Origin of the sequence: Heliomicrobium modesticaldum Ice1, assembly GCF_000019165.1 — a bacterium.
Taxonomy (GTDB): Bacteria; Bacillota; Desulfitobacteriia; order Heliobacteriales; family Heliobacteriaceae; genus Heliomicrobium; species Heliomicrobium modesticaldum.
The window spans coordinates 2167001-2187524 of the sequence record NC_010337.2 but is presented as its reverse complement, the minus strand read 5'-3'; the positions used below and the strand labels follow the sequence as shown (position 1 = coordinate 2187524).

Here is a 20524-nt window from a genome sequence, read left to right as displayed (position 1 = left end):
CATGGAGCAGCGGACCGCCCTTGCTCAGGGGGGAACAACGTTCCCACCTACAAACAAAGACATTATAGCATAAGACGGTTATTCAGACAACAAAGAGTTTCCCCATAATCGGAAGAATTCTAACCGTGTCGTAGGCGCAGCACTCGGCATAAACCGCCGCTAGCGTAAAGGAGTCGCCCGTAGCAGAGCGTTAACCATGACGTCAGGTTTGCGCCGGCGCAGTGAGCCTTTGATCGGAGCGGCGTAAAGCGAGCGCAGGCTGCGGATCGGTTAAGCGCGCCACCGTTCACATGCAGAAAAGCCCCGAGGTTTGGCGCGCCAGCGTAGCAGACAAGCGGGTAGCCGCGCAGCTCTTGGCAAGCGGAGCCGGCGCAAACCGCAACGGAGCGAAAGCGCTAAAACAAAAAGTTGTTACTCTGACGACTCGGTAGCGCTACAGGGCACGCAAAAGTCACCCTCAAACCACGGCTCCCCCAGCAGCCGATCCAGAATGATCGCCGCCGCCGCCCGCACCGACAAATGGTTGTAAGACCCCCGCCCCCAAACCGGGTAGAGGATATAATCGGCCTGCAGCATCATCTCGCGCTCCATACCGAAGCCGGTGCCGAAGAGCAAGAGCCAGGGGCCCTCTTCGGCGACGAACCTTTCCCGCATCTGCCGGTAACCGACTGAGTTATCGTAAGTCCGGGCGTCGGTCGTGATGATCTTCGGGCGCCGCCCCTCTTTTTCCTCGATGACCGCCATCGCCTCTTCCAGCGTCGCTGTCACCTTCAGCCGTTCTAGGGCCTCCCTGCGGTCTGGGTTGTATTCGGCGCCGTAGCCTTCCATCCAATAGCGCAGGATCTCGCCGACCAGGCGCTGCTGCGCTTGATGGGGGTGGATGACAAAATAGCCGGCCACATCATAGGTGGTGGCGCTGCGGGAGATATCGTGGAGATCCAGGTTGGTCACCGATGTGGCGATGACCTGCATCCGTTTGTTATAGACGGGGTAGTGGACAAGACCGATATAGAGGCGAACATCCTGCAGGTTCACGTGCGCGGCTCCCTCCCCTTAGCGCGTTTCTTCTTTGGCTTCTCCGGGATCTCAGCGTCGAGGCCCAGTTCACGCAGCGCCTCCGCCAACAGCACCTGATCATCAAAAGGCAAGGGCCGGCCGATGAGCAGTTCCGGGCGGTTTTGGTAGGTCCGTTTGAAAGCCTCCTTGCGCCGCCAGCGCCGGATCGCCGCATGGTGACCGCTCAGCAGTTCCGGCGGCGCCTCCATCCCGCGAAAGAGCGCCGGTTTTGTGTACTGGGGGTATTCGAGCAGGCCATCGCTGAAGGACTCTTCCTCAGCGGAGGTCTCGTCACCCAGGGCGCCCGGCAGCAGGCGGACCACGGCGTCGATGACCACCATCGCAGGCAATTCGCCGCCAGTGAGCACATAATCGCCGATGGAGATCTCTTCATCGACCCAGGCCTGGCGCACCCGGTCATCGATGCCTTCATAGCGACCGCAGATCAGCACCAATTGTTGCAAGCCCGAGAGTTCACGCGCCTTGGCCTGACTAAAGACAGCCCCCTGAGGCGTCAGCAGCACCACCCGTGACCGCAAGGGATCTCGCAGTTCCCGGGGACCTAAGATCGCCGCTAGGGCGTCGAAAAAGGGCTGCGCGTTCATCACCATGCCGGCACCGCCGCCGAAAGGGGTGTCATCGACGCGCCGGTGTTTGTTCGTCGTATAAGCCCGCACGTCGTGGGCATTGAATGAAAGGATTCCCTTCTCCCTCGCCCGCCCGATGATGCTGACATCCATCGGGCCTGTGAACATCTCCGGAAAAATCGTCAAGACATCAATCTTCATCGTATCGCCATCCGTTTACCCGGCATTCTCTGTATCGGCCATTCCCGCCTAACACCGTCCGTCAGCGCAGCCCATCGGGGAGTCGCACGGTCATCGTTCCTGCAGCCAAATCTACCTTTAGGACTACCGACTTAAGGGCCGGGATGAGTACCTCTCCCGGAGGCGACGCTTGTCGCACCACGTAGACATCGTTGCTTCCCGTCTCCAGGATCTCTTCGATCTGACCCAGCCGCTCTCCCGCTTCCGTGAAGACAGAAAGCCCTTCCAATTGAAAATGGTAGTAGCTATCTGGTTCCGGCGCCGGCACTTCCTCAACGGGAATGGTCAGGTAGCAGCCCTTGAGCCGCTCCGCCTGGGTCATGTCGCTGATCTCTTGAAAACTGACGATCACCAGTTTCTTCAGAGGGTGGGCGCTGGTGATCGTCAACACCTCCGGCGCTCCCTGAGGTGGCGCTTCCACAAACACCCGTTTTATTTCATTAAACCGCGACGGTTTTTCCGTCAAGGGCCACAGGCGGACCTGCCCGCGCACCCCCTGTGTGTTGACGATCTGCCCTACCCGGACACGCTTCGCCATAACCGGCCGGCCTCCCCATCAGATGGGAAAAAGGGAGCTTTCGCCCCCTTTCCCCGAATGTTCACCATTTCGAGTTCAATGAATCAAAGGATTTCAACCAAGACGCGCCGGCCATCCCTGGCGGCGGCCGCTTTGACCATCGTGCGGATCGCCTTAGCAATCTTGCCCTGTTTGCCAATGACCTTGCCCATGTCTTCAGGAGCGACGCGAAGCTCGATGACAACCTGCTTCTCCGTCTCCGTCTGGGTCACCTGCACGGCTTCCGGTCGATCGACCAAGGCTTTGGCCAGAACCTCTACCAACTCTTTCACGTGGGTACCTCCCCACTGGACATTCCCCGACGGTTACGCTTGCGCTTTTTTCTCCGCCATTTTGTCCAGGATCCCGGCCTTGTTCAACAAGGCCTTGACGGTATCCGAAGGTTGCGCCCCGCTGGACAGCCATTTGATCGCTTTTTCCTCGTCGATCTGCAGGATGGCCGGTTCTTTGGTGGGGTTGTAGTAACCAATCTCTTCAATAAAACGCCCATCCCGGGGAGAACGGGAATCGGCGACAACGACCCGGTAGAAGGGAGCTTTTTTCATACCCAGGCGTTTGAGACGAATACGAGTTGCCAAGAATATCACCTCCTTCAAAGGGTTTGCTTTATTGTCTGCCAAAATCTTGCTTGGCTTCTCGAAAAAGGCTGCCATGGATGGCCTACTTCATGAAAGGCATCCGGAACAAGCCCTTCTTGCCGCCGGGACCTTTGCCAGGCCCCTTGCCGCCGCGCATGTCGGCAAACTGCTTAAAGATCTTGCGCGTCTGTTCGAAGGTCTTGAGCAGGTTGTTCACCTGCTGGACTGATGTGCCGGAACCGCGGGCGATGCGTCGCTTGCGGCTGTCCTTGAGGATCTGGGGATTGCGCCGCTCCTCCGGCGTCATGGACAAGATGATGGCCTCCACATGTTTCATGTCTTTATCGTCGATCTGCACACCTTTAAGGGCCTTCATCTTGTTCATACCTGGCATCATGCCCATCAGTTGGTCCAGAGGCCCCATCTTTTTCATCTGTTGAATCTGAACCAGGAAATCTTCCAAAGTAAACTCGGCCTTGCGCAGCCGCTGTTCCATGTCTTTGGCCACTTGGGCGTCGATACTGGCCTGCGCCTTCTCGATCAGGGTGAGCACATCGCCCATCCCTAGGATGCGCGAGGCCATCCGATCGGGGTGGAACTGCTCCAAGGCATCCGGTTTTTCACCCATGCCGGCGAACTTGATCGGACAGCCGGTGACCGCTTTGACAGACAGGGCGGCGCCGCCGCGGGCGTCGCCATCCAGTTTAGTCAGAATCACCCCGTCAAGTCCCAGTTGCCCGTGAAAAGATTCGGCCACGTTGACGGCATCCTGACCGGTCATGGCATCCACGACGAGCAGGATCTCATGGGGGCGGACAGCGGACTTGATCGATTTCAGTTCCTCCATCAGCTCTTCGTTGATGTGTAAACGACCGGCTGTGTCCAACAGGACCATGTCACGGCCGTGGGCGACAGCATGCTCCACGGCACCCTTAGCGATGTCGACAGGGCTGACGCCCGTACCCATGGAAAAGACAGGCAGGTCCAGTTGATTGCCCAAGACCTGGAGCTGTTTCACAGCAGCAGGGCGGTAGACATCACAGGCCACCAAGAGGGGGCGGCGCCCCTGTTTGCGCAGGAACAAGCCGAGTTTGGACACAGTCGTTGTCTTTCCGGCACCTTGCAGGCCCACGAGCATGACCACCGTCGGCGGTTTCGGCGACAAGGTCAGCTTCGATGAGGTCCCTCCCATCAGGGCGACCAGTTCTTCATAGACCACCTTGACAACCTGCTGGCCGGGCGTCAGGCTTTCCAACACCTCTTGACCGACAGCCCGCTCCTTGACACGAGCCACAAAATCCTTGACAACCTTCAGACTTACGTCAGCCGCCAGCAGGGCCATGCGGACCTCCCGCATCGCCTCAGCGACATCGGCCTCCGACACCTTCCCCTTGCCGCGCAGCTTTTTCAAGGTGTTCTGCAGTTTTTCCGCCAATCCTTCAAACATGGCCATCGGTGGCTCCCCCGCTTTCGTCGAGCATTTCCTGCAGACGGAGGATGGCCCCTTCCAACCGTCCCCAATCGCCGTCTCCATGACAGCGTCGCAGCTCTGCCAAAACTTCCGACAGTCGGCGCCGTTCGTCCTGCCAGCGCTTGACCAATCCCAGCTTGTCTTCATAGCCCAGAAGGATCTTCTCAGCCCGCTTCAACAAGTCGAATACAGCTTGGCGCGTCACGGAGAACTCCTCGGCAATTTCCGCCAGGGAGAAATTATCCTCATAATAAAGGGATAGGACCTGTCGCTGACGTTCCGTCAACAGTTGACCGTAGAAGTCGTTGAGCAGGGCCATCCGCGTCAGTTTTTCCAATGGTCTTTCTTCCATCGCAAAACCCTTCTGTAAAGGGAGAAGACTTGACACGCTATGATTTTACTATGAGGAAAGGGCAGCTGTCAAGGTTTTCTCCTTCACGCAGCAAAGGAAGGCGACAGCCTTCCTTTGTTGACGATCGGCGCTTCTGTTGCTTTTGCGCCTCCTATGCTGCTTGCTCCTATCAATGAAGCGGAATAGATCGGCCACAGCATCAGCCGGCTTCCACAGACATCTCCCGGTCCAAGTCAGCGCAGACGCGGTTGCGTCCCTGTTCCTTGGCCCGGTAAAGGGCGCGATCCGCCGCTTCAATCAATCGCGACTTGTCCCAACCGGCCAATTTTTCAGAAACGCCGATGCTGACGGTTATATTCAGGCACAAGGTTCGATCAGGGTTCCGGAAACAGAAATTCGCCACAGCCTGACGGATTTGTTCCGCCCGTTCAATCCCACGACGGAGATCAGCATCCGGCAGAATGACGGCAAACTCTTCACCGCCATAACGGGCGGCAACCTCCTGCGGTCCCAGCTGGCTGCGCAGGATGTGAGCGATCTGCCGGAGGATTTCGTCGCCGCAGGGATGACCGTAGGTGTCGTTGAAGCCTTTGAAATGATCGATATCAAACAGCAGCAAAGTGACCGGCCGTTCCTTCATCAGTTCCTGCAAACACTGTTGAAAATAGCGGTGGTTGTACAAGCCCGTCAAGCCGTCTGTGACCGCCTGCCGAGCGAAGTATTCATTCTGTTGTTTCAGCTGATGGTACATGCTGGCGTTTTTCAAGGCGAGCGCGGCCTGGCCGGCCAGGATCTGCAGGATCTCCGCTTTCGAAGGGGTGAGCAGGTAGCGCGGTCCCATGGAATGGATGTTGATGCAACCGATGACTTCTTTAATGAAAGTCAAAGGGATGGAAGCGACATAGTTGGCCAGCGACGGACGGTACCGACGGTACTCGCCGGGATCGCCATGGATGAAGGGCTGCCCGGTCGTAAGCACCTGCCAGGCGATGCTCTCTCGAAACGCCTCGGACAGACTTTCTGGCTCCCCCTCAGCAAAACCGCAATGGCTGACAATCCGCACATCTTCCCCATCAAAAAGGATGATCGACGCCGATTCGGCACCTGTCAACGTCACCATCGCCTGCAGGATGATGGTGACGATCTCTCCTTCATCGACAGTGGTGTTGATGGCCCGGTTGATCTCGTGGAGGATGTAATTCTGACGGGTCAACTCGTCCAGTTCCTCCTGGGCCATCCGCTGGGACTCGATGGTCCGCAAGGCCTCATCCCGTTCGAGAGCGAGACGGGCGACTTGTCCCTCCAGCTCGGCCAATCTCCGTTCCAGGAGCGCCGTCTGTTTTAAACGGTCGCCGCTGTATGCCGAATGCCGCCGCCCCTCTTGCCACCGGTAGGTGAGAAAAAGCAGGACGACGGCGCTCATTCCGATGACAAAGTATTCCATCACCCCGCTCCTTCCAAAAGGAGTAGGAACCCCATGAGGGTTATATTCTCCTTTCGGGGCAGGATTCCTGCCGCTATGCCTGCGGCGTCGTCAGACGAATTGCGCGCGCACGCGCTTCCTCCATGATCCGCTTTTCATTCATGCGGACCAGTTTTCCGTCGCGCACCAGGACCTGGCCGTCGACGAGCACTGTTTCCACATCCGATCCGCGGGCCGAGTACACCAGGTGGGCCACCGGATCGAAGTCGGGACACAGATGGGGTTGGTCCATGTTGACGACGATGATATCGGCGCGCTTGCCTGCTTCCAGGGAGCCGATGGCGTCATCCCAACCCAAGGCGCGGGCGCCGCCGATGGTGGCCATCTCCAAGACGGCATAAGCCGGCATGGCCGTGGGATCGAAGAGGTTGACCTTTTGCAGGAGGGCGGCCTGGCGCATCTCTTCGATCAGGTCCAGGTTGTTATTGCTGGAGGCGCCGTCGGTGCCCAGCCCGATCACAACCTGGCGTCTGCGCAGGCTCTCGACAGGCGCGATGCCGGAAGCGAGTTTCATGTTGCTTTCGGGGTTGTGGGCAACAGCCACTTTTTTCGCGGCCAGGATCTCCTCTTCTACCTCAGACAAGTGGACACAGTGAGCCGCTAGGACAGGACGCTCAAAGAGTCCGATGCTGTCCATCAGTCGGATCGGCGATTGGCCATACTGTTTGGTGATATTCTCCACCTCTGTCCGCGTTTCGGCCAGGTGGATGTGCAGGCCCGTCCCCAACCGGTCAGCCAGGGCCATCACTTTTTTCAGGTAATCAGGGTTGCAGGTATAGGGCGCGTGGGGGCCCAACCAGACACGGATCCGGCCGTCGGCGCCCTTGTTCCAATCAGAAAAGAGCGCTTCCGACTCGCGCAGTCCCTTGTTGCCGTTCGCTTCACCGGCCACGCTGATCATGCCCCGGCTGAGATGGCCTCGCATGCCGCTTTCAGCGACTGCCTCGGCCACACGATCCATGAAAAAGTACATGTCGGCAAAGACGGTGGTGCCTGACTTGAGCATCTCGGCCGCCGCCAGCTGGGTTCCCCAGTAGACATCGTCGCCGGTCAGGTTCGCTTCGGCCGGCCAGATTTTTTCATTGAGCCAGCGCATCAAAGGCAGGTCGTCAGCGTAGCTGCGAAACAGGGTCATGGCCGCATGGGTATGGGCGTTGACCAGTCCCGGCAAGACCGCCTTGTTGCGGGCATCGATCACCTGCAGATCAGGACCGAAGAGCCTTTCCGGGGCGCTTCCCGGAAAGATGCCGGCGATGATGCCGTCCTCCACATAGACATCCCCCCGCCCGATGGCGGAACGAGAGGTCATCGGCAGCACCACGCCCCCTTGGATCAGGATTCTCGCCACAAACAACTCTCCTCTGCGCTTGCCGCTTCATACGCTGTTTGTTTATCCTCAACAGGCAAGCGAAAACAGCTTATTCACTTCGTTTCCGCCATCGCCCGCAGCGTCTCCAGGTAAGGAGGGCGGAAAACGCCACGGTCGGTGATGAAGGCCGTCACCAGCTCGGCCGGGGTGACATCGAAGGCCGGGTTGTAGACGGGCACCCCCGGCGGCGCCGTGATCGAGTCGCCGACGCGGCGGACCTCCTCAGTATCGCGCTCTTCGATGGGGATCTGAAGGCCCGATTCGAGGCTCAGGTCGAAGGTGGACACCGGCGCCGCCACGTAGAAGGGGATGCCATGGGCTTTGGCCGCCAGGGCCACACCGTAGGTGCCGATCTTATTGGCCACATCGCCGTTGGCCGTGATCCGGTCGGCGCCGACGATGACCAGGTCGACAAGCTTCTGTTTCATCACATAGGCTGCCATAGAATCGGTGATCAAGGTCACAGGGATCCCGTCCTGCATCAGTTCCCAGGCGGTCAAGCGCGCCCCTTGCAGGAGCGGTCGCGTCTCGTCGGCGAAGACGGAGATCTCCTTGCCGGCCCGATGGGCCGCCCGGATGACGCCCAGGGCCGTGCCGAAGCCGGCTGTCGCCAGCGCGCCGGCGTTGCAGTGGGTCAGGATGCCGGCGCTCTCGGGGATCAGTTCTAAGCCGTACTGGCCCATCTGCTCGTTCATGGCCCGGTCTTCGTCAAAGACCGCCTTGGCCTCAGCAATGAGTCGTTCCTGCTGTTCTTTGACACTGTATGTTCGAATGTCTTCAAGGACGGCCTCCATGCGCCGCAAGGCCCAAAAGAGGTTGACCGCCGTCGGGCGCGTCTTGCCCAGATCGGCGATCGCCTTTTTGACATCGGCTTCAAACTCGGCCCGGTCCTCACCGGTGTAGTTGAGAGCCGCTAAAGCGACGCCGAAAGCGGCGGCGGCGCCGATGGCCGGTGCGCCGCGGACCTTCAATTTTTTGATGGCGTCACAGAGGATGACGTGATCCCAGCATTCAATGTACTCTTCCGTCAAGGGCAGTTTGGTCTGATCAAGAAGCAGCAGGTGATCGTCCTGCCAGCGCATCGTATCCAACGGCGATCCCCTTTCCCCTTACAGCTTGAAGCCGCCGAATTCAGCCAGCGCATGCTGGCACTCACAGTCTGCCTCCGGTTCCAGCATGGCGATGGTCCGCATGGTCAGGCGTTTGATGTTCTCTATGTTCGCCTTCATGGCGTCAAGGACTTCCGTATGGGTTAGCACCTGCGGCGAGATGCCGGCGGCGAAGTTGGTCACCATGCAGACGGTGGCGTAACACATCTCCGCCTCCCGGGCCAAGGGCGCTTCAGGGACGTTCGTCATCCCCACCAGGTCGCCACCCAGCAGCTTGTACATGCGGATCTCGGCCGGCGTTTCAAAACGGGGGCCTTCGGTGCAGACATAGACCCCGCCGTCGTGGGCGCTCAACTGCTCCGCCTTGGCCGCTTCCAGCATGGTCTGCCGGATCCGGGCGCAGTACGGGTGGGTCACGTCGGTATGGATGACGCCGTTGGCGCCGCCTTCGAAAAAGGTGCTCGGCCGCGCCTTCGTGAAGTCGAGGAACTGGTCGATGACGACGAGGCTGTTCGTGCCCATCCTTTCGTTGAGGGAACCGACGGCGGCGGTGGCGATGATCTGCCGCACACCGAGCCGTTTCAACGCCAAGATGTTGGCCCGGTAGTTGACGAGATGAGGAGGAACCGAATGGCCCTCCTCATGGCGGTTCAAAAAGGCCACATCCTTGCCGGCGTAGCTGCCCAGTTTCAAAGAAACCGTTCCATAAGGGGTATCTACTTTGACATCACGGGGATCTCCGATCATGGACGGGTCATAGACACCCGTCCCGCCGATGATGGCGATGGAAGCCTTCAACTGGGATTCCTCCTCTTATCGCTGACGAGCATGCCGTTCATGTACACGTTGGTCGTCGGCACGTCGACAATGGTGATGACCACATTTTCCGGCTTGGCGCCGCAGTGCTGGACGAGCGCCTCGGTGATGGCTTGGGTGGCGGCGCGCTTCTGGTCTTCCGTGCGGCCTTCGAGCATGGTGATGTTGACGATGGGCATGATGCACTCCTCCTTCAATATCCTGTTTAGCCAAACAAGGCGCGGGCGAATTCAGGGGGATCGAAGTCGCGCAGGTCGTCCATCTTTTCGCCGATGCCGATGAACTTGACCGGCGCCTGCATCTCTGCGGCGATGGCCAGGATCACGCCGCCTTTGGCCGTGCCGTCCAGCTTAGTCAGCACAAGACCGGTTAAGCCCACGGCCTCGCTGAAGAGGCGCGCCTGGCTGACGGCGTTCTGCCCTGTCGTAGCGTCCAAGACCAACAGGGTTTCATGGGGAGCGCCGGGCAGCGCCCGGTCGAGAACCCGGTTGATCTTGCTCAACTCGTTCATCAGGTGGGACTTGTTGTGCAATCGGCCCGCCGTGTCGATGATCAGCACGTCGACGCCGCGGCTCACGGCAGCCTGAACGGCGTCGAAGGCGACGGCGCTCGGATCGGACCCCTCCTGATGGCGGATGACCTCCACGCCGACGCGCTGGCCCCAGATCTCCAACTGGTCGATGGCCGCCGCCCGGAAGGTGTCGCCGGCAGCCAGTAGGACCTTGCGCCCCTCCTGCTTCCAACGGTGGGCCAGTTTGGCGATGGTCGTCGTCTTGCCGACACCGTTGACGCCGACGATCAGGACGACAGTGGGCTGATGATCGAATGCGACGGGCTGGGCCTGTTCACCGAGGATACGGGCGACCTCTTCTTGAAGCAGGTCCTTGATCCGCGCCGGATCGCCGATCTTCTGCGCCTTGACAGTCTGGCGAAGCCGTTCCACCAGATCGAGGGACGTGTCAGCACCTACGTCGGCGCTGATCAAAGCCTCTTCCAACTCCTCAAAGAGTTCCTCATCGATCTTTGGCCGACCTGTCACCAAGGCCTCCACCTTCTCAACCAGGTTTTGCCGCGTCCGGGTGAGCCCTTCTTTCAGTCGGCTGAAAAAACCGGTCACCATTCCACCTCCGTGAAATCACAAGTAGTATCCGAAAATATCCAAGATTTATCCTCAGGCGCTGTTCTCATCAGGTCGGGTCATGCGCACCGAGATCAGCTTGGAAACGCCGGCCTCCTGCATCGTCACGCCATAGAGGTAGTCGGCGCTTTCCATCGTTCCTTTGCGGTGGGAGATGACGATGAACTGGCTCTTTTCTGAGAGACGCTGCAGGTAACGGCCAAAACGGGCCACATTGGCCTCGTCGAGGGCTGCTTCGATCTCGTCGAGGACGCAGAAGGGGCTCGGTCGGAACTGCAATAGCGCAAAAAGCAGCGCTATGGCCGTCAAGGCCCGTTCGCCGCCTGAGAGGAGGGACAGGTTGACCAGCTTCTTTCCTGGCGGCTGGGCCAGGATGTCCACGCCGGTCGTCAACAGATCGCCGGGAGCGGTGAGAACCAGTTCCGCCCTCCCCCCCTGAAAGAGGTCAGCAAAGACCTCACCGAAGCGGCTGTTGATCTCTTCAAAAGCTTGGCTGAAGCGGCGCACCATGATCCCTTCGATCTCTGCGATCACCTGTTCCAGCGTTCCCTTCGCCGCCATCAGATCCTCGTGCTGGCGCGAGAGAAACTGGGCGCGCTCCTGTAAGCGCTCCTCCTCTTCGATGGCCAAGAGGTTGACCGGCCCCATGTCCTTTTGCAGGGCCCGCAGTTGATTCAACCGCTTTTGTGCCGCCCGGCGGTCTTCAGGCCGGCGCCCCCGCTCACGGGCTTGCTCCGGCGACAAGTCCCATTGCTCGGCGAGGCGCTGCGTGAGGGTGTCTTTCTCCGCGTCGAGGCGGGCCAACTGCACCTCCAGCTGGTGCACTTTCTCCCGAAGGGGTTGAACCTCTGCCGCCACCGCTTTGCGGCGCTCCATCGTCTCTTTGTACCCGCGATCGGCCTCGGCCTGCTCCTCCTGGCGCAGTCGCACCTGTTCCAAGGCGCAGGCCTCTTCGGCGACAGCCGCCGCCAATTCCTTTTCCATATAAATCTGTTCTTCGGCGCAGGCGACCATTTCCCCGTTCGCCATCCGACAGCGTTCTTCCTTCTCGCCGATCTCTTTTTCGCTCTTACCGATCTCTGTATGGAGAGCGGCGAGGGACTGATCGATGCCTCGAATCTCCTCTTCCTGACGGGCGAGCGCCAGTTGCCAACGGGTAAGGTCCTCACGGTCATCTTCCCCCGCCGCGCGCAGGCGTTCCAATTCACCCTGGCGCTCGCTCATAGCCGTCTCCAGGTTCTCCGCTTCCGTCTCTGCGGCAACCATTTCATCTTGCAAGCGCGCCTTTTCCGCCATCAGACTCGCCAAATCGTCTTGCAGGATCGCCAATTCGCCCTCAATGCCGCTGATCTGGCGCGCCTCCTGCTCCATCTCCCGCTGCAAACGGGCGAGATCGGCGGCGTTGGCCGCCTTTTCGGCATCCAGATGGGCGATCGATCTTTCCTGCGCCTGGATTCGTCCTTCCAGGCGCCCGATCTGCTCAGCCGCCTCCTCCCGCTGCTGTTTGAGATCGCTGATCGCCAGACCCAAGGTCTGCTCCTCTTCGGCAAGGAGGGCCAACTCGCGCCGACGCAGGAAGGTCTGACCGCCCCTTTGCCCTTGACTGCCGCCGGTCACACTGCCGCCAGGCTGCAGCAGATCGCCTTCTAGCGTGACAATCCGCCATTGGTAGCGCGTCTGCCGGGCGAATTGGAGAGCGCCCGGCAAGTTTTCCATCACCAAGGTCCTACCCAAGAGAAAACGAACGGCCGGCATATGGGCGGTCGCAGAACGGACAAGGTCGGCAGCGCAGCCGATCACACCGGGCTGATTCAAGACATCCCGTCCCGGACCACCGTAAACCTGGAGGCTTTTTAATGGCAGAAAAGTGGCTCGTCCCTTACGCGTCCGCTTCAGATGCTCGATGGCCCCCCGCGCCGCCTGGTCATCCTCCGCGACGATATTCTGCATCCCTCCGCCTAATGCCACGTCTATCGCCGTCTCCAACCCCGGCGGCACCTCGATCAGGTCGCTGAAAACACCGATAATCCCCTGCAACTGAGGGTTGCCGGCTTTCACCTGGGCCAGCACCTCGCGAACACCGGAAGCGAATCCTTCGTAGGTCTTTTCCATCGCCTCGATGGCCTTCCGCCGGGCTGAGACCTCCTGCCAGCGCCGCATCGTCTGGCTGAGCCGGTGTTCCAGTTCGTTGAACTGGCCTCTCCATTGCGCCATCTCCGCGGCGTCGGCGTCTCGCTCAGCCTGCTTGTCCGCCCTTTGCCGCTCCCTGGCGGCAGCCTCCCGGCGAAGGCGGTCCGCCTCCCCTACCAGTTCAGACGCGCGGGAACGAGAACGCTCCCGCTCCCCTTCCAAACGGCGGACTTGGGCCTCCTGACGGGCGACGCGCAGGTCTGCCTCGTGCAGCTGCGTCCGCAAGCGCGCCAACGCCTGGGCTGAATCGAAAAGCCTCCGCCGGAGGTCGGCGATCTCCTTTTCCACTGCAGTCACGGCTTCCCGTGCGGCAGCGTTGCGCAGGAGCCGAGCATCAACCGCTTGCTGGGAGGCCATCAATTCCTCAGCCACCAGCCGTCGCCGTTCCCGCTGCTCCCCTTCCCGGTTGCGCAACTCGGCCAAGGCCAACCTGGATTGTTCCTGTTCCTTTGTCAACAGTTGAAGTTGCGCCGCAAGCCCCTTGATCCGTTCCCGAACAACATTCAACCGGCCTTGCAGCGCGATCACGCCTTCCGTCCGGCGGTGGGCCTCCTGGCGGGTAGCCGTGAGCGCCTCTTCCACCTGGCGGGCCGCCAACGCAGCGTCTGCCTCAGCGCCTTCAAGGGTGGCCAACTGGGCTTCCTTTTCCCAGAGCAGCGCCGAAAAACGGTCCAGTTCCCGCCGGGTCTTTTCCATCGTCGCCGTCATCTCTTCCCAGTCAACGACGAGCAGCCCCAATTCGACCTCTTTTCGTTCGACCTCAAGGGTCTGGTAGCGCCGGGCCAGCTCAGCCTGACTGCTGATAGCGGCCAACTGCTGTTGCAATTCTCCGATGATATCACCCAGGCGGATCAGGTGCTGCTCAGTCTCCTCCAGTTTTTTGACGGCCTCCCGCTTGCGGTTGCGGTAGCGGACGATGCCAGCCGCCTCTTCGATCAGGGCGCGCCGCTCCTCTGGACGAGACGACAGCACCTCATCAACCCGCCCTTGACCGATGATCGAGATGCCCTCGCGGCCGAGACCCGTATCAGAAAACAGCTCCTGCAGATCGCGCAGACGGCAGGGGCTCCGGTTTAGAAGGTAGTCACTCTCACCGGAGCGAAAGACACGGCGGGTCACCGTCACCTCGCGGTAATCGACAGGCAGCATCCCTTTTTCGTTGTCCAGGGTAAGAGAAACTTCAGCCATCCCGACCGGTTTGCGGCGATCAGAGCCGGCGAAGATGACATCTTCCATCTTCGAGCCCCTGAGCGAGCGGGGGCTCTGTTCCCCCAGCACCCAGCGGATGGCGTCAGCCACATTCGATTTCCCGGAGCCGTTAGGCCCTACAACGACAGTCAAGCCGGGGGAAAGCAGGATTTCTGTTTTATCAGCAAAAGATTTGAAACCGTTTAATTCGATGCGTTTCAGAACCAATTCCCGATTCCTCCCGAAAAATTCCTCTCCATTGTAGCATAGGCCCCTGGGGGGAACAAGAAAGGCCCAAAAAAGAAAAAACTGCCCGTTGCCGGACAGCCTCTTGGCCCAAACAGCCACTTATGCGGTTTTGATGTAGTCGTCGTCGTTACCGAGGCTCAACGATGAACTTGATGGCCGTCCGTTCTTCCCCATCGATGGCGATCTCCACAAAGGCCGGGATGGTGATCAGATTGATGCCGTTCGGAGCGACAAAACCCCGGGCGATGGCGATGGCCTTGATGGCCTGATTGACGGCCCCAGCCCCCACCGCCTGAATCTCGGCGCGACCTTTCTCACGGAGGATGGCGGCCAATGCTCCGGCTACCGATTTGGGATTGGATTGCGCTGATACTTTGAGTCCTTCCATTTACATAGTTCCCTCCAAGCCATAGTCGTTATGTTCTTCCCTTGGGTTCAAGATGCGGGGTATCAGCTTTGCGCTGATTCAGCCTAACGTCGCATAATGTCTTTTCTCTATTGCTATGCGAATATCCTGCATTTTCCTTCCACATCACCTGTACATTTTTCAGATTTTTGTTTTTTTGCCTGTCTTTTTGTTCGTCAAAAACCGTCATCATTCGAGTGTTCCAAGTCAGTGCAATCGACGACAGACCTTTTGCCATAGCAATAGCCCTCAAACAGAGATAGGCGAAAAAAAGAAACCGCCGAAACCACGGCGGCAACAACAGCAGGTATGAGAGAAAGTCCCCTTCACCGCCGGATCTCATAAGCTTCTCGCTTGATCCCGCAGTGCCGATATCAACGCCTCCAGGTCAAAATGACACAGTATCCGTCCCTCGCAGGCCAACCGCCAATTCCCTCGAAAAGGCATCCCAACGGCGGAACGGACGCCGACACCGGACTTGTCCAGCGGCGTCGCGCCTGAAATCACCAAGGGAACAGCGGCGTTGACATGTCGCAGGAGCCATTGCCGGTGACCGGTGACCAGGGAGAGATCCTGCGGCGGGACAATCAAGTGACAAGAAAAAGCGCCGGGACGCAGACCACTGCCGCCGCCGGCCAGAAAGGCTGCCATGCTGGCGAGCGTGTACCGGTAGGCCAGATAGCGCCTCACCCATTCGCCGAGGCTGGGGGATGCTGGACCTGCCAAGGTCGCCCGGTCGCACAGTTCGCCGGGCATGAGCCCCCACCGGATCACCGGAACGCGGTGGCAGACGCAGAGGGCCGCCATGCGTGACAACAAGCGCAACGTCCGCCCCCATCCCCAGGGTTGATAGGCCCCAGCTCGCCAAAGGCGTTCCAGCGGACTCTCTTTCAAGACAAGGGTGGGATGGATGCGTAAAAAGTCTGGTTTCAGCCAGAGACACTCCTGCAGCGACGACAAAGCGCCGGCTTCATCATCGCCCGGCAACCCGGTCATCAGGTGGATGCCGACCTGCAGCCCGCCCCGGCGCAACAGGTCCAACGCCCGGACCGTATCGGCTGGGCCGTGTCCCCGGCCGGATCGCTCCAGCACCCAGGCATGCATGGACTGTGCCCCTACCTCCACCACAGTCACCCCGTAATGGCGCAGGCGTTCCACCGTCGCCTTGTCGATGCCGTCTGGCCGCGTCGACAGCCGCACCCCGCCGATCCCCTCCCTGCCGAGCCACCGCTTGGCCGCAGCCAACAGGCTTTCCTGAACATCGCCGGGGAGCATGGTGAAGGAGCCACCGAAAAAGGCGATCTCGTGAACCTCCCCCTTCGCAACGGCCCCGGCAAATGCAGCAGGCCCTGCCAGCCTGGCCCTCTTCCAGCTGCCCAGGTAGCGCCGGACGATCTCATCGACACGCTCCGGTCCCGGCAGTCCTGCTTCTCCCGTCAGCCCTTCCTGACTGCAGTAGAGACAACGTCCGGGACAGCCCAACTGAGGGATAAAAATAGGGATGATCATCGCATCATCCCTTTCTGCCGGCCCATTCCCGCATAGCCCGGCCGGCCGCCTGTTGTTCCGCCTCTTTCTTCGTGCGCCCCTGGCCGTCGGCGATCACTGTTCCATTGACCATGACAGCAGCCACGAAGCGTTTGTCATGATCGGGGCCACTCTCGTCAACGATGCAATAGCGGATGTCTGCGGGGCCGGTCCGCTGCACCCACTCTTGAAAGGCCGTCTTGTTGTCGCCGCTGACCAGGTTCTGAGCATTTGCCAGGGCATCGCCAAAGAGATCGACGATAAAGCGGCGCGCCGCCTCAATACCCCCGGACAGGAAGATGGCGCCGATGACCGCCTCCAGGGCATCCGCCAGGATCGACGGTTTCTCTCTCCCGCCGCTGGCCTCTTCGCCGCGGCCCAGCTTCAGCCAGGCGCCGAGTTGCAGCCGGCGTGCCCCATCGGCCAGGTTGGCCTCACAGACGACAGCGGCCCGCCGGCGCGACAATTCCCCCTCTGTCCAAGTCGGGTAGCGCACAAACAACTGCTCGCCGATGACGAGGCCGAGAACAGCGTCGCCGAGAAACTCCAGACGTTGGTTGTGCTCCGGCGGCGCCTGGGGGTTCTCATACACAAAGGAGGGATGGGTCAAGGCCATCTCCAGCGTTGCCAGGTCTTCGCTGGCGATGCCGATCCGCCGAGCCAGTTCGGCTGGGTGATTGGGTGCTCTTTTCATCGGTTCACCTCAGACAAAAGATCCCCGTGACCCGAAGCGGGCACGGGGATCTTGGCAATCAACTTCCGCTTAAACAAGGCTGATGAGGGCGCCGTTTACTCCCCAGGGCGGTATTTGCGGATCGCCACAGTCGCGTTGTGTCCGCCGAAGCCAAAGGTGTTGGAGATGGCCGCATTCACCGTTAGTCTGCGCGCCTCGCGAGGAACATAATCGAGATCACAGCCCTCACCGGGGTTCTCGAGGTTGATCGTCGGCGGGATGATGTCGTCATAAACAGCGAGGGCGGAGGCGATCAACTCAACACCGCCGGCAGCGCCGAGGAGGTGCCCTGTCATGGACTTGGTCGAACTGATGGCGACCTTGTTCGCCGCTTCGCCAAAGACGGACTTGATAGCCAGTGTCTCGAAGTAATCGTTTTTCTCCGTCGCCGTGCCGTGGGCGTTGATGTAGGTGATCTCCTCCGGCTTCAGGCCGGCGTCATCGAGAGCGGCCTGCATGGCCCGGGCAGCCCCTTCGCCGTTCGGCGCCGGGTCCGTAATGTGGTAGGCGTCACAGGAGGAACCGTAGCCGACCACCTCGGCATAGATGCGAGCGCCCCGGGCGAGGGCCTGTTCCAGTTCCTCGAAGACGAGGATGCCGGAGCCTTCCCCCATGACGAAACCGCTGCGGTCACGATCAAAGGGGCGGCTGGCCTTGGCCGGCTCTTCATTGAGGGTGGACATGGCCTTCATGGCGCAGAAACCAGCGAAGGCGAGCCGAACGATAGAGGCTTCCGTCCCGCCGGTCAGCACGGCCTTGCAGTCGCCGCGCTGGATGAGCCGGAAGGCGCTGCCGCAGGCGTTCGTCGCCGAGGCACAGGCCGTCACCACCGTCTCACTCGGTCCGCGCAGGTTGAGGTTCATCGAGATATGCCCGGCGGCCATGTTGGAGATCATCATGGGGACGAAGAAAGGGCTGATTCGGCCGACGCCTTTTTGCATCATCACCATGGCCTGATCCTCGAAGGTCTCCATGCCGCCGATGCCGCAGCCCAGGACGACACCGAAGCGGTCCCGGTCTACCCTATCGAGATCCAAAGCGGCATCTTCGATGGCCATCTTGGCTGCCGCCACGCCGTATTGGGAGAAACGATCCATCCGCCGCGCTTCCTTGCGGTCGAGAAACTGGGTAGGTTCAAAATCCTTAACCTCACCGGCTACCTGAGTCGGAAGATCGCTGGCGTCAAAACGGGTGACAGGGCCGATGCCGGATATGCCGTTGGTCAAGGCAGACCAAAACTTCTCCTTGCCTGTCCCTACGGGCGATACCACACCGACACCCGTGATGACCACGCGCTTGCTCATGATGTATGCACACACTCCTTAATACGCTTCCACTTCCTGCAGGATGTTCTGAACGATCCGGCGAACCGGCAGGATCTCCTTGATCCGCTCCACATGCTCGCCCGAGAAGACGAGACCGGTTTGAAGATCGCCCTTCTGGGCCTTATCGAGCGCCTCGACGATGCAAAACCGCTTAGAACAGTGCTTCAAACATCCGACGCAATGTTTCGGGGAAAAATCGGCGCCGCTGGTCAAGCTGTGCCAAAAAGGGGTTTTAAGGCCCCGACCTGGCAGACCGACAGGGCTGTCGATGAGGATTACATCGTCATGGGTGGCCCGCAAATACAACTCTTTGAACTCCGGCGCAGCCGCCGATTCCTCACTGGCAGCGAAACGGGTACCCATCTGCACCCCACTGGCACCCATATTCAACACCTCGACGATGTCATGACCGTCGATGACACCACCTGCGGCGATAACCGGGATATCAACGGACGCAACCACTTCCGGCAGTATTTTCTTCATCGGCTCGTCGGTGCCCAAGTGCCCGCCGGCTTCCTTGCCTTCGACAACGACGGCGGCGGCGCCCAGTTTTTCCGCCATCCGGGCCAACCGCGCCGAGGAGACGATGGGGACAATCGGGGTGCCCGATTCCCTCCCCCACTGGAACATATCCCGTGAAAAACCGGCACCGGAGACGACAAGATCGATGCCTTCTTTGATGGCCGTCTTCACCAGATTGGGAAACTCGCGGACAGCGAAAAGACAGTTGATACCGATGATCCCTCGGGTCCGACGCCGGGCCTCGCGGATCTCTTCTCTCAGTTCATCAAGGGTCATGCCGGTCGCCGCGATCAAGCCTATCCCGCCTTCGTTGGCGACGGCGGCCGCCAAGGGCGCCGTGGAAATGCGAATCGCCATACCGCCTTGGATGATGGGCAGCTTCGCCACCAGGTGACCGATTTTTAACTCCGGAAGCTTCACCGATTTACTCCCCCAATACCCCTTGGAAGCACCCAAGGATATATCGCTGCATATGTTGCGAAAACACGGGGCCTATCCTCTATAGGCAGGAAGCCCCGTAACGCTACGGGACTTCCGAATTACATCTCTTCTATGCGTTTTAGACTACTGATTTTCCTTGATATACTCGACAGCCGACCCGATGGTCTTGATCTTTTCCGCATCTTCGTCAGGAATCTCGATATCGAATTCCTCTTCTAACGCCATAACCAGTTCAACAATATCCAAAGAGTCGGCGTTCAGATCTTCAAAAGAAGTCTCCATGGTGACTTCTTCTTCGTCAACTCCTAATTGTTCGACCACGATGGCTTTGACTTTATCGAAAATGGATGACACGTCTTTCACCTCCTTTAAGTACTAGATCATCACTAAGCCGCCGTCGACGTTGATCGTCTGGCCTGTAATATATGCCGCATCTTCAGAAACCAGGAAAGCGACCACTTTCGCTACATCGTCCGGTTGCCCCATCCGTCCCAAAGGAATGGAGCGAACAAAATGTTCCCGCACCTCGGCCGGCAGTTTCTCCGTCATATCTGTCTGGATGTATCCGGGCGCAACGGCGTTGACTGTGATGTTGCGAGATCCCACTTCTTTGGCCACTGACTTTGTAAAGGCGATCACACCGGCTTTGGCGGCGGCGTAATTGGCTTGACCGGCGTTGCCCGTCTGGCCCACAACGGAGGTAATATTGACAATGCGCCCGCTCCGCTGTTTGAGCATGATCTTGACGACGCCCTTGGTGCAAAGATAGACACCTTTCAAGTTGGTATCGATCACATTGTTCCAATCGTCTTCTTTCAAGCGCATTAACAGATTATCCCGGGTGATGGCCGCGTTATTCACCAACACGTCGAGCCGTCCAAAGGTGTCAAGCGCCTTCTGAATCATGGCGTCAACCTGTTCCGGTTGGGACACATCGGCCTGCACGGCGAAGGCCTCTCCCCCGGTCGAGATGATCTCGTCTACGACGGCGCTGGCCTTGTCAGCGCTTCCGGCGTAATTGACAGCCACGGCATAGCCCTTGGCCGCCAGTTGGAGGGCGATAGCTCGTCCGATCCCGCGCGATCCGCCCGTGATCAAGGCCGCCCGCTTGTCTACACCCATTTTATCCACTCTCCCCCTAACTTGCAAGAACCTTTTGGCAAGCCT

22 protein-coding genes are annotated in these 20524 nt (G+C 59.7%); all 22 read right to left on the bottom strand.

Annotation, left to right across the window (positions count from 1 at the left end):
• Positions 1 to 411 precede the first annotated feature (411 nt).
• Entirely contained in the window at positions 412 to 1035 is a 624-nt protein-coding gene (locus tag HM1_RS09895; protein ID WP_012283243.1) for an RNA methyltransferase, read from the bottom strand.
• Positions 1032 to 1844: a tRNA (guanosine(37)-N1)-methyltransferase TrmD gene (trmD, locus tag HM1_RS09890; RefSeq protein ID WP_012283242.1), complete on the bottom strand. Its 813-nt coding sequence runs from the start codon at positions 1842 to 1844 to the stop codon at positions 1032 to 1034. Before trmD ends, HM1_RS09895 begins: the two co-directional genes overlap by 4 nt.
• Before the next feature lie 61 nt (positions 1845 to 1905).
• Positions 1906 to 2421, bottom strand: coding sequence for a ribosome maturation factor RimM (rimM, locus tag HM1_RS09885; protein ID WP_012283241.1), 516 nt, complete (start codon positions 2419 to 2421; stop codon positions 1906 to 1908).
• A gap of 83 nt (positions 2422 to 2504) precedes the next feature.
• Positions 2505 to 2732: a KH domain-containing protein gene (locus HM1_RS09880; RefSeq protein WP_012283240.1), complete on the bottom strand. Its 228-nt coding sequence runs from the start codon at positions 2730 to 2732 to the stop codon at positions 2505 to 2507.
• Between the two features lie 33 nt (positions 2733 to 2765).
• A complete protein-coding gene (gene rpsP / locus HM1_RS09875) occupies positions 2766 to 3038 on the bottom strand; it encodes a 30S ribosomal protein S16 (protein ID WP_012283239.1) in 273 nt (90 codons plus the stop codon).
• An 82-nt stretch (positions 3039 to 3120) separates the two neighbouring features.
• A complete protein-coding gene (gene ffh, locus HM1_RS09870) occupies positions 3121 to 4485 on the bottom strand; it encodes a signal recognition particle protein (protein ID WP_012283238.1) in 1365 nt (454 codons plus the stop codon).
• A complete protein-coding gene (locus HM1_RS09865) occupies positions 4478 to 4846 on the bottom strand; it encodes a putative DNA-binding protein (RefSeq protein ID WP_041315389.1) in 369 nt (122 codons plus the stop codon). The genes ffh and HM1_RS09865 overlap by 8 nt, the downstream gene beginning before the upstream one ends.
• A gap of 214 nt (positions 4847 to 5060) precedes the next feature.
• Entirely contained in the window at positions 5061 to 6305 is a 1245-nt protein-coding gene (locus HM1_RS09860) for a GGDEF domain-containing protein (RefSeq protein WP_012283235.1), read from the bottom strand.
• 73 nt (positions 6306 to 6378) lie between these two features.
• The gene (locus HM1_RS09855; protein ID WP_012283234.1) at positions 6379 to 7692 is read right to left on the bottom strand and encodes an amidohydrolase; all 1314 of its coding nucleotides are present in this window, start codon (positions 7690 to 7692) and stop codon (positions 6379 to 6381) included.
• Positions 7693 to 7766: 74 nt separating this feature from the next.
• Positions 7767 to 8804: an S-methyl-5-thioribose-1-phosphate isomerase gene (mtnA, locus tag HM1_RS09850; RefSeq protein WP_012283233.1), complete on the bottom strand. Its 1038-nt coding sequence runs from the start codon at positions 8802 to 8804 to the stop codon at positions 7767 to 7769.
• Between the two features lie 18 nt (positions 8805 to 8822).
• Positions 8823 to 9620, bottom strand: coding sequence for an S-methyl-5'-thioadenosine phosphorylase (mtnP, locus tag HM1_RS09845; RefSeq protein WP_012283232.1), 798 nt, complete (start codon positions 9618 to 9620; stop codon positions 8823 to 8825).
• Positions 9617 to 9817: a tautomerase family protein gene (locus tag HM1_RS09840; protein ID WP_012283231.1), complete on the bottom strand. Its 201-nt coding sequence runs from the start codon at positions 9815 to 9817 to the stop codon at positions 9617 to 9619. The genes mtnP and HM1_RS09840 overlap by 4 nt, the downstream gene beginning before the upstream one ends.
• A 26-nt stretch (positions 9818 to 9843) precedes the next feature.
• Positions 9844 to 10758, bottom strand: coding sequence for a signal recognition particle-docking protein FtsY (gene ftsY / locus HM1_RS09835; RefSeq protein WP_012283230.1), 915 nt, complete (start codon positions 10756 to 10758; stop codon positions 9844 to 9846).
• A 51-nt stretch (positions 10759 to 10809) separates the two neighbouring features.
• The gene (smc, locus tag HM1_RS09830; RefSeq protein WP_012283229.1) at positions 10810 to 14382 is read right to left on the bottom strand and encodes a chromosome segregation protein SMC; all 3573 of its coding nucleotides are present in this window, start codon (positions 14380 to 14382) and stop codon (positions 10810 to 10812) included.
• Positions 14383 to 14530: 148 nt separating this feature from the next.
• Entirely contained in the window at positions 14531 to 14791 is a 261-nt protein-coding gene (locus HM1_RS09825; protein ID WP_012283228.1) for a stage V sporulation protein S, read from the bottom strand.
• A 28-nt stretch (positions 14792 to 14819) separates the two neighbouring features.
• On the bottom strand, positions 14820 to 15047 hold the full coding sequence (locus HM1_RS09820; RefSeq protein WP_148207125.1) for a hypothetical protein: 228 nt from the start codon (positions 15045 to 15047) through the stop codon (positions 14820 to 14822).
• Positions 15048 to 15148: 101 nt separating this feature from the next.
• Positions 15149 to 16318, bottom strand: coding sequence for an elongator complex protein 3 (locus HM1_RS09815; protein ID WP_012283226.1), 1170 nt, complete (start codon positions 16316 to 16318; stop codon positions 15149 to 15151).
• Positions 16319 to 16322: 4 nt separating this feature from the next.
• Complete coding sequence (rnc, locus tag HM1_RS09810) at positions 16323 to 17030, bottom strand: ribonuclease III (protein WP_012283225.1); 708 nt, start codon at positions 17028 to 17030, stop codon at positions 16323 to 16325.
• 95 nt (positions 17031 to 17125) lie between these two features.
• Positions 17126 to 18373 carry a beta-ketoacyl-ACP synthase II gene (gene fabF / locus HM1_RS09805; RefSeq protein ID WP_012283224.1) on the bottom strand — a complete coding sequence of 416 codons (1248 nt, stop codon included), beginning with the start codon at positions 18371 to 18373 and terminating at the stop codon, positions 17126 to 17128.
• 18 nt (positions 18374 to 18391) lie between these two features.
• Positions 18392 to 19336: an NAD(P)H-dependent flavin oxidoreductase gene (locus HM1_RS09800; protein ID WP_012283223.1), complete on the bottom strand. Its 945-nt coding sequence runs from the start codon at positions 19334 to 19336 to the stop codon at positions 18392 to 18394.
• Between the two features lie 144 nt (positions 19337 to 19480).
• Positions 19481 to 19711: an acyl carrier protein gene (gene acpP, locus HM1_RS09795; RefSeq protein WP_012283222.1), complete on the bottom strand. Its 231-nt coding sequence runs from the start codon at positions 19709 to 19711 to the stop codon at positions 19481 to 19483.
• Between the two features lie 21 nt (positions 19712 to 19732).
• A complete protein-coding gene (gene fabG / locus HM1_RS09790; protein ID WP_041313699.1) occupies positions 19733 to 20479 on the bottom strand; it encodes a 3-oxoacyl-[acyl-carrier-protein] reductase in 747 nt (248 codons plus the stop codon).
• Positions 20480 to 20524: the final 45 nt, after the last annotated feature.

Bases quoted from the DNA above. Each gene is read 5' to 3' on its own strand.
- trmD (WP_012283242.1), bottom strand. From the start codon at position 1,844: ATGAAGATTGATGTCTTGACGATTTTTCCGGAGATGTTCACAGGCCCG.
- rimM (WP_012283241.1), bottom strand. From the start codon at position 2,421: ATGGCGAAGCGTGTCCGGGTAGGGCAGATCGTCAACACACAGGGGGTG.
- ffh (WP_012283238.1), bottom strand. From the start codon at position 4,485: ATGTTTGAAGGATTGGCGGAAAAACTGCAGAACACCTTGAAAAAGCTG.
- HM1_RS09860 (WP_012283235.1), bottom strand. From the start codon at position 6,305: ATGGAATACTTTGTCATCGGAATGAGCGCCGTCGTCCTGCTTTTTCTC.
- HM1_RS09840 (WP_012283231.1), bottom strand. From the start codon at position 9,817: ATGCCCATCGTCAACATCACCATGCTCGAAGGCCGCACGGAAGACCAG.
- ftsY (WP_012283230.1), bottom strand. From the start codon at position 10,758: ATGGTGACCGGTTTTTTCAGCCGACTGAAAGAAGGGCTCACCCGGACG.
- HM1_RS09825 (WP_012283228.1), bottom strand. From the start codon at position 14,791: ATGGAAGGACTCAAAGTATCAGCGCAATCCAATCCCAAATCGGTAGCC.
- HM1_RS09820 (WP_148207125.1), bottom strand. From the start codon at position 15,047: ATGGCAAAAGGTCTGTCGTCGATTGCACTGACTTGGAACACTCGAATG.
- HM1_RS09815 (WP_012283226.1), bottom strand. From the start codon at position 16,318: ATGATCATCCCTATTTTTATCCCTCAGTTGGGCTGTCCCGGACGTTGT.
- rnc (WP_012283225.1), bottom strand. From the start codon at position 17,030: ATGAAAAGAGCACCCAATCACCCAGCCGAACTGGCTCGGCGGATCGGC.
- fabF (WP_012283224.1), bottom strand. From the start codon at position 18,373: ATGAGCAAGCGCGTGGTCATCACGGGTGTCGGTGTGGTATCGCCCGTA.
- fabG (WP_041313699.1), bottom strand. From the start codon at position 20,479: ATGGGTGTAGACAAGCGGGCGGCCTTGATCACGGGCGGATCGCGCGGG.